This window comes from Streptomyces sp. NPDC051913 (assembly GCF_044593635.1).
GTDB lineage: Bacteria > Actinomycetota > Actinomycetes > Streptomycetales > Streptomycetaceae > Streptomyces.
Map to the genome: position 1 here is coordinate 127,559 of NZ_JBIUCI010000018.1, position 8,756 is coordinate 136,314.

General features: G+C 71.6%; 6 protein-coding genes. 5 read left to right on the forward strand and 1 reads right to left on the reverse strand.

The window, feature by feature from the left end; genetic code table 11:
* Positions 1–26: 26 nt before the first annotated feature.
* On the reverse strand, positions 27–4,022 hold the full coding sequence (gene eccCa, locus ACIHIX_RS38755) for a type VII secretion protein EccCa (protein ID WP_399964874.1): 3,996 nt from the start codon (positions 4,020–4,022) through the stop codon (positions 27–29).
* 215 nt (positions 4,023–4,237) lie between these two features.
* On the opposite strand from eccCa, the gene eccD reads away from it, so the two are divergent.
* From eccD to ACIHIX_RS38780, 5 genes are all read left to right on the forward strand, one after another.
* Positions 4,238–5,638, forward strand: a complete 1,401-nt coding sequence (eccD, locus tag ACIHIX_RS38760; protein ID WP_399964817.1) for a type VII secretion integral membrane protein EccD — start codon at positions 4,238–4,240, stop codon at positions 5,636–5,638.
* Positions 5,639–5,713: 75 nt separating this feature from the next.
* On the forward strand, positions 5,714–7,276 hold the full coding sequence (eccB, locus tag ACIHIX_RS38765; protein ID WP_399964819.1) for a type VII secretion protein EccB: 1,563 nt from the start codon (positions 5,714–5,716) through the stop codon (positions 7,274–7,276).
* A 126-nt stretch (positions 7,277–7,402) separates the two neighbouring features.
* Positions 7,403–7,747 (forward strand): hypothetical protein, encoded by a 345-nt coding sequence (locus ACIHIX_RS38770; RefSeq protein WP_329343122.1) that lies wholly within the window; start codon positions 7,403–7,405, stop codon positions 7,745–7,747.
* Between the two features lie 52 nt (positions 7,748–7,799).
* Positions 7,800–8,120, forward strand: a complete 321-nt coding sequence (locus ACIHIX_RS38775; RefSeq protein WP_329343124.1) for a WXG100 family type VII secretion target — start codon at positions 7,800–7,802, stop codon at positions 8,118–8,120.
* A gap of 74 nt (positions 8,121–8,194) precedes the next feature.
* Positions 8,195–8,692: a type VII secretion system-associated protein gene (locus tag ACIHIX_RS38780; protein WP_399964822.1), complete on the forward strand. Its 498-nt coding sequence runs from the start codon at positions 8,195–8,197 to the stop codon at positions 8,690–8,692.
* The last annotated feature ends 64 nt before the right edge of the window (positions 8,693–8,756 follow it).

The window sequence follows — 8,756 nt, forward strand, 5'->3', positions numbered from 1 at the left end:
TGTTCGCCCGCGGGGAGTGGGTGGGTTCACGCATCCGCGCGGACCCCGTCGAGCAGTGCCGTCTGCAACTGGGTCGACTTGCGGCGGGTCACCCGGGTCGCGCGGCCCGGCGGCAGGTTGCGGCCCTTGAGGCTGCCGATGATGAAGCCTTCCGACGGCGGGCACGAGAGCAGCAGGGTGGGGGAGTTGACCTCCTGGAGGCGGCGCAGCAGGGCTTCGTTCAGGCCGCGTCCCGCGCCCGCCGCCGAGCGGGAGACGATCAGGTGCAGGCCGACCTCCCAGCCGAGGGCGAGGTGGTTGAGCAGGGGGTCGAAGGGGGCGTTCATGGGCCCGGCGCCCAGCAGGTCGTAGTCGTCGACCAGGATGAACAGCCGTGGGCCCTTCCACCAGTCGCACTTGCGCATGCGGGACGGTGTGATCTCCGGGCCCGGCAGGCGGGTGGTGACCGCCCGGGCCGCGCCCGAGATCATGTCCTTGAGGGCGTCCATGGAGACCGCGTGGCCGAGCCGGTACTCGTCCGGGACCGCCTCGACCAGTTCGCGGCGGTAGTCGACGACGAGGATGCGTGCCTCGGCAGGGGTGTAGCGGTCCATGACGGCCTTGGCCGCCATCCGCAGCATGTTGGTCTTGCCGCTCTCGGTGTCCCCGACGACGATCATGTGCGGGGTCTCGGTGAAGTCGTGCCAGACGGTGGAGAGTTCCTCCTCCTCCAGACCGATCGGCATACGGAAGCCGCCTTCGGGGCCGGTCGCCTGCGCGGGGGCCGGCAGGTCGGCGTAGGGCAGCTTGGTGGGCAGCATGCGGACCGGCGGGGCGGGCGGGCCCTGCCAGCTCTCCTTGACCGCCGCCACCAGGTCGGCGACGCCTTCGGTCAGGTCGTCGGCCGACTCGGTGCCGTCGATGCGAGGGAGCGCGGTGAGGTAGTGGAGCTTGGTGTCGCGGGTCAGGCCGCGCCCCGGGAGCCGCGGCACGGTCGCGGCCCGCCGCATGTCGATCTCGGAGTCCATCGGGTCGCCCATCCGCAGCTCCAGATGGGTGGCGGCCTGGTCGCGGATCGAGGACGTCAGTTCCACCCAGCGGGCGGTGGTGACGATCAGGTGGATGCCGTAGTTGAGGCCGCGGGCGGCGATCGCGCCGAAGGTCTGGATGTGCCGGTCGAAGTCCTGGCGGACCGTGGACCAGCCGTCGATGACCAGGAACACGTCGCCGTGGCGCTCCTCCGGGAACTCGCCGGCCGCGCGGCGGCGCCGGAAGGTGGCCATGGAGTCGATGCCGTGGTCGAGGAAGAACCGTTCGCGGGCCGCGAGCAGGGAGGTGACCTCGGCGATCGTACGGCTGACGCGCTCGGTCTCCAGCCGCGCCGCGACACCGCTCATGTGCGGCAGTCCGGCCAGCCCCGACAGGGTTCCACCGCCGAAGTCCAGGCAGTAGAACTGCACTTCGCGGGGGGTGTGGGTGAGGGCGAGCGCGGTGAGGATCGTGCGGACCATGGTGCTCTTGCCGCTCTGCGGACCGCCGGCGACGGCGATGTGCCCGCCCGCGCCCGACAGGTCGAGGGTCAGCAGGTCGCGGAGCTGGTCGAAGGGCCGGTCGACGATGCCGATGGGGACGGTGAGGCGGCCCTGTCCGGTCCGGCCGGCCGCGGTGAGACCCAGCTCGGGATCGGGGGTGAGCGGCGGCAGCACCTGGTCGAGCGTGGTGGGCCGGTCCAGTGGCGGCAGCCACACCTGGTGTGCCGCGGGGCCGGCGTCACGCAGGCGTGCCACGGCGACGGACAGCAGGGTCTCGCCGTTCTCGTCGAGTTCGGGCTCCGGGTCGGGGTCCGGTGCGAGGGGCAGTTGCCGGGGCATGACGTACGTCGTCGTCCACGGCACGGTCTGGCTGGTGACCCGGGCCCGGTGGGCGAGCCCGCGCCGCTCCTGGTAGGGGCCGGAGACGTACGCGGCACGGAAACGGGTCAGGGCCTCCACGCCGGACTTGAGGAAGCCGCTGCCCGGTGCCGGCGGCAACTGGTAGGCGTCCGGGACGCCCAGGACACCCCGGCTCTCCATCGCGGAGAACGTGCGCAGGCCGATCCGGTAGGACAGATGGCTCTCCAGCTGGTGCATCCGGCCCTCGTCGAGGCGCTGCGAGGCGAGCAGCAGATGGACCCCGAGCGAGCGTCCGAGCCGTCCGATCATGACGAAGAGTTCCATGAACTCACGGTGGGCGGCGAGCAGTTCGCTGAACTCGTCGACGACCACGAAGAGGCTGGGCAGGGGCTCCAGCGGGACGCCGGAGGCGCGGGCCTTCTCGTAGTCGAGCGCCGAGGTGTAGTTGCCGGCGGAGCGCAGCAGTTCCTGGCGGCGCATCAGCTCACCGTGCAGGGCGTCCTGCATACGGGAGACCAGGGCCGCCTCGCCCGCCAGGTTGGTGATCACGGCGGAGGTGTGGGGCAGTTCGTCCAGGCCGAGGAAGGTGGCGCCGCCCTTGAAGTCGACGAGGACGAAGTTGAGGGTCTCGGAGGAGTTGGTGAGGGCGAGTGCGAGGACGAGGGTGCGCAGCAGTTCGCTCTTGCCGGAGCCGGTGGCGCCGATGAGCATGCCGTGCGGTCCGGTGCCGCCCTGCGCGGACTCCTTGATGTCGAGTTCCACGGGCTGTCCGTCGGCGCCGACGGCGACGGGGACCCGCAGGCGCGCGGTGCCGGTGTGCTGCTGCCACAGGACGGTCGGATCGTGCCGGTACAGGTCGGGGATGCCCAGCAAGGTGGTCAGTTCGACGTTGGTGGACAGCGGTTCGGCGGCGTCGGGGCCGGTTCCCATGCCCATGCGGTAGGGCGCGAGGCGCCGGGCCAGGGCGGTCGCGCCCGTGGTGCCGAAGACGTCGGGGCGGCCGAGCACGGTGGTCTGTTCCTTGCGGTCCCGGTCGGTGCGCACCAGGGCGAAGGAGGTGTCGGACACCTCGAAGCGGAGCGTGACGCGTCCCGGCCGCCAGCTGAGGGCGCCGGAGAGGTCGAGCACGACGGTGTTGCGGTAGCCGGGACCGTCGAGCCGGTGGCCGCTCGGGACGGTGCCGCCGTCGATCACGATGACGGTGAAGGGCTCCTCCCGGCCGGGGACGGCGTCCGGGTCGAAGGCGGGCCGCTCCTGGAACTCCGCGCCGATGAGGTCCTCCAGCTCGCCGAGCGCGGAGACGGTCATGCGGATGGGACCGGCGCCGTCGGTGTCGTGCGGATGCAGGGCGTGCGGGAGCCACTTGGTCCACTCCCAGTCCGCGCGCCGCTCGTCCGCGACGCAGAACGCCAGCCACAGGTCGTCCGGCGAGTGGAAGGTGACCAGTTGGGCGAGGAGGGCGCGGGTGAGGGCTCGTATCCGCTCCTCCTCGCCGCGGAACAGCACGCGCGCCCAGGCCCGCAGGTAGATGGCGATCGGCTGGTCCGGCACGGTCGCGTAGGCGCGGATGAAGCTGCGCAGCGCGTGGGCGCTGAGCGGTTCCAGGTCCTCGACGGGGCTGGTGGAGACAGGTGTGAGTTTCAGGCCAAGTTTCTGGTCACCGACGGCGACCCGGATCTCGCCGAAGTCCTCGTCACGGGGCCGGCGTTCCCACAGCCGGGTGGTGCCCACCATCGACGACAGGGCCGCGGGCTCCGGGTGGCGCCAGGACAGCGCGCGCTGCTGGTCGGCCACGGCACCGCGCACTTTGCGCCGAATCTGGCCGAGGTAGCGCAGATAGTCGCGCCGTTCGCCCTTGAGGCGCTGCTTGCGTTCGCTGCTGCGGCGCATCGCCTGCCCGACGATCATCGCTGCGGCGGCCACCACCATCACGCCCAGGGCCAGGTAGATGAACCCGCCGCTGCCCCGGGTGGCGCCCGGCCGCATGAACATGAACATCATCGAGACGGACATCAGCGCCATGGGGAGGTAGGTCCAGATGGCGGAGGAGTCCGGCACCACCTCGGGCAGGGGCGGTGGTTCCTGGAGGCTGAGTTCCCCGTCGGGCATCTCAGGGCCTCGGCGCCGGGCCGGGCGTCGGAACAGGACCACACTCAAGAGCCGTCTCCTTGTGGGACAGGGGAGGAGGGTGGGGCAGGACGCAACCACCGGTCGGCTGATATTACGATCGTCGGGAGGGCGGCGAACTACCGTCCCTTCCGGGCGACTTGACTGCGCCTGGGGCATTAACCCGATGTTCAGCGGTGCGCCGTCCGGTGTTTCCGTGCCCTGTCAGCACCATCTTCGGAGAGGCGTGAGTCAGCCCGATGACTGACACTCAGGTGGCCGAGCTGTGCCGTCTGACGGTCCGTGCCCCGGCCAGGACCGTGGACCTCGCCGTGCCCGCCGACGTCCCCGTCGCCGACCTGCTGCCCGCGGTCCTCGGCTATGCGGGCGACGACCTCGAGGAGGCCGGACTCGACCACGGGGGCTGGGTGCTCCAGCGCCTCGGCGGCGAGCCGCTGGACGAGGAACACACCCTGGACGCCTACGGCATGCGCGACGGCGAGACCCTCTTCCTGAGGCCTCGTACCGAGGCGCTGCCCGAGGTGCATCTGGACGACCTGGTGGACGGCATCGCCACCACCATGCGCCAACACCCCTACGGCTGGAGCCCGCGGGCGGGCCGTCGGCTGCTGCTCGGGATCGTCGTGGCGGTGCTCGGCGGCGGGCTGCTGCTGGCCGCGCTTCCCGGTGGCTCGGCGCTTCCCCGGGCCGTGTTCGCCTCCGTCGCCGGGCTGTTGCTGCTCGCCGGCGCGGGTGCCGCGAGCCGGGCGGTGGGGGACGCCGGGGCGGGAGCCGTCCTCGGCTTCATGGTCGCGCCGTACCTGGCGCTGGCGGGCTGGCTGCTGCCGGGCGGCGAACTGAGCGGCAGGCACGCCTACGAGGCACTGGGCGCACGGCTGTTGTCGGCGAGCGCGGCCGCGACCGGGGGCGCGGTCCTGGCGCTCGCGGTCGTGGCGGCGTTCGCCGCGCTGTTCCTCGGACTCGCCGCGATCGCGGTGTTCGGTGCGGTGGCCGCGGCCCTGATGCTGGCCGCCGATCTGCCGCCCGCGCACGTCGCGGGGATCCTCGCCGTCGTGGCGGTGGCGCTCGGCGCCTTCGTACCCTCGCTGTCGTTCCGCATGTCCGGCATGCGGATGCCCCCGCTGCCCACCAACGCCCAGCAGTTGCAGGAGGGCATCGACCCTCATCCGGCGTCGGCGGTTGCCGAACGGGCCGTCCTCGCCGACGGCTGGATGACCTCCCTGTACGCGGCGGTCGGGGCGGTCGCCACGGCCTGTGTCGCGGTCCTCGCGCGGGACGGGGGGCTCGCCGAGGCGATCACCACGGCGGTGCTGTCCCTGCTGCTGGTGCTGCACGCGCGCGGGCTGGGCAACGTCTGGCAGCGGCTGTCGCTGGCGGTCCCGGGCGTGGCCGGCCTGCTCCTGCTGGTCCTCGCCGACGCACCGGACCTCGCGCCCGGGACCCGGCTGGGCGTGGCCACGGGGCTGCTGGCGGTCGCGGCGGCCCTGGCCATCGCGTCCTGGACCGTGCCCGGCCGCCGCCTCGTGCCGTACTGGGGCCGGGCGGCGGAGCTGCTGCACTCCGCCCTGGCCATCAGCCTGCTGCCGCTCGCCCTGTGGGTGCTCGGCGTCTACGGCGCATTGCGCTCCCTCAACGGCTGAGCGCGCCGCCGAGGACCTGATCGAGGCCGCTCGACGGCCGACCCCACGCTGAACCGAAAGGCACCCGACGCCGCCATGCAGTCCCGACGTGATCAGGTCCAGGCGCACATGTTCGTCATGGGGCGGCTCACCTCCAGCATGCTGCGCGCGGATCCGGACGCACCCGAGAGCCCGCAGGGACGGACCAACCGCGGAGTGGTCATCGGCGTGGTGATAGCCGTGCTGATCTCCGCCGGGGCGTTCGTGCTCGGCATGCTCAAGCCGGGAGCCAAGGACTCCTGGCAGGAGCCGGGCACGCTCGTGGTCAACAAGGCGACCGGCTCGCGCTATCTGTATCTGGACGGCCGGCTGCGGCCGGTGCGCAACTACGCCTCGGCGCGGCTGCTGGCGGGCGCCGACATGACGGTCGCGACGGTCGGGGAGGGTTCCCTGAGCGGTACGCCCCACGGGGCGCCCGTCGGGATCACCGGCGCCCCTGACGTGCTCCCTGGCAGTGGTGAGCTGGACGACGGCCCCTGGCAGGTGTGTTCGGGCAGCGTCGCCGGTTCCACCGGTACCACGCTCGCCGTCGGCGTGCCGGCCGCCGCCGCGGGCCTGCCCACCACTCAGGCGCTGCTGGTGACCGGGCCCGACAAGGCCGACTATCTGGTGTGGAGGGGCAGCAAGCTGCGGCTGGACCGGAACGCCGACGCCCGCCAGGCCCTGGGATACGGCTCCACACCGCGCGTCGCCGTGTCGGCGGCCTTCTTGAACTCCGTGCCGTCCGGCCCCGATCTGACTCCGGCGGAGGTCCCGGGCCTGGGTGCGAAGGGCCCCGCGCTCGGCGGCCGGAGCACCCGGATCGGCGAGGTCTTCCGCGTCACCGTGCCCGGCTCCGCGGAGCGCTACTACCTGTTGCGCCGCGAGGGCCTGGTCCCCCTGACCGCCACCGGCGCGGCACTGCTGCTCGGCGCCCCGGACGTTCGCGAGAAGGTCTACGAAGGGCGCGCGGCGCGGGTCGAGACGCTGGGCGCGGACGCGCTGAGCGGCCGTCTGGCGCCCGGGGCCGACACCTCGGCCCAGGACACGGACCGGCCCGCCGCCCCGCCGCGGATCGTCGGAGTCGAGGACGGCACGACCGCCTGCGTCCGGGTGCAGCCGGGCGGGAAGGGCCCGCGCATCAGCGTCGCCCTGGTGGCGGCCGCCGACCTCGGTCCGGCGGCGCAGGCCCCGCCGGAGGGGCTGACACCGGCCTGTGTGCCGGTCGGCAGGATCACTGTGGCGCCGGGCGGCGGGGACCTGGTGCGGGTGCTCGGCGCGAGCGGCAGCGAGGTCGGCGGCACGCTCTACCTGGTGACGGACACCGGGATGAAGTACCGGGTGGGTTCGGCGCAGGCGCTGACGGCGCTCGGCTACGCGGAGGGCCAGGCCCGCGGGCTTCCCGCACCGCTGCTCGCGATGCTGCCGACCGGGCCCGATCTGACCCCCGAGGCGGCGGCGCTGGGGACGAGCACCACGACGGCACCACGCTGCGGAACCGGTGGGGCAGGCACTTCCGCGGGCCGCCAGGCGGCCGGTGCGCCCGCGGCTGAGCCACGTGGCACCGGCGCCGCGCGAACGGCCGATGGACCGGACGGGACGGAAGCGGACGGGGGATGAACTCTTGGCGTCATCCCATCGCCCGGGTTGGCCAGACGGCCGCGAGGTGAGGTAGACCAAAAATCATTCAACTCACCATCATCTAAGCTCACTTACTCACCCTGAACCTCAGGAGGCGCGGCCCCCATGACAACGCCCACCGGTAAGCAGCAGTCAGAGGAACAAGCGACACGGAACGGCGTCACCGCGCTGGAGCAGGCCTTCGCCGGCGTGCAGCGGTGCCGTCAGGACGTCGACAACATGAAGAACACCCTGTCGTCCGGGTACGCCGGCAGCGACGGCGGTGCGTTCCATCAGCTGCTGGAACGCTGGGACCAGCAGGCGGAGATCATTTCGGTCAACCTGAACAGCATGATCGACACTCTCAACGAGACGCTCCGCGCGAAGGGCCTTCAGCAGGGCTCGGCGGTCCAGTCGATCCAGCAGGCCTACGACCGCTCCGAGGCGATCTTCAACGAGCTGGCGGGCTGACACCCCCTCCGGCCCCGCCACACGACAAGCCCGCCAAGAGACGAGGACAGCCATGCCCGACTTCACCGACGGACTCATCTACGTCGACTACTCCCACATGGAGAACGCCGCCGACGACATGGTCCAGCAGACCAAGGCGATCGACAGCATCCTCACCAACCTGGAGGCGGAGCTCCAGGAGCTCCGCAACACCTGGGAAGGTGAGGACCGCTCCGTCTACACCGAGAAGCAGGCCGCCTGGGACAACGCTGTCGAGACGATGAAGCGCATCCTCGCCGAGAACTCGGCACTGCTCACCGATGTCTCCGGGTCCTACAAGTACAGCGAGAACTCCCTGACGCAGCTCTGGCAGAGCGTCCGCATCGGCGGCTGACCGCCCTCACTTCCCCCGCGGCCCCATGACCCCGGGGCGGTAACCGACAGGCGCAGCATCCCAAGGAGTACGGCATGGCGGAGACCGCCCCCACGGTCAATCTGAACAAGGCATGGTTGCAGAACTTCCTCGACAACGACGTGATCCCGTTCGCGGACGAACTGCGCAAGATGGGCCTGGAAGGCACGGCGCCGGGAGACACCACCCTCGCGGTGCCGGCCCTCGTCGATCTGGAGGAGGGGGGAGGCAGCCGGGCGGGCTTCCTCACCGGCCAGGACAAGAACCCGATCGCGATCGGCCTGATGGCCGGTGACAACAGCTGGACCAACGGGCAGTACGTGGTGAAGGCGTTGAACGCCTTCATCGGCGAGGTGACCGCGATCCTCAAGCAGCAGGGTGAGCTCTTCGAGGAGATCCAGGACGGCCTGGAGGACACCATCGAGAAGCTCTTCAAGGCCCGTGACGTGAACCTCGACAAGATCAAGGGCGAGGACTTCCTCGACTTCTTCGAGGACGTGGACAGCATCCTCTCGGAAGGGTCCGGTTCCGGAAACGGCGACGAGAACGACTGATCTCCCAAGCCGCCACCGCTCCCCGCCCCGCCGCCGGTCCGACCACCGGCCCACCTGATGGAAA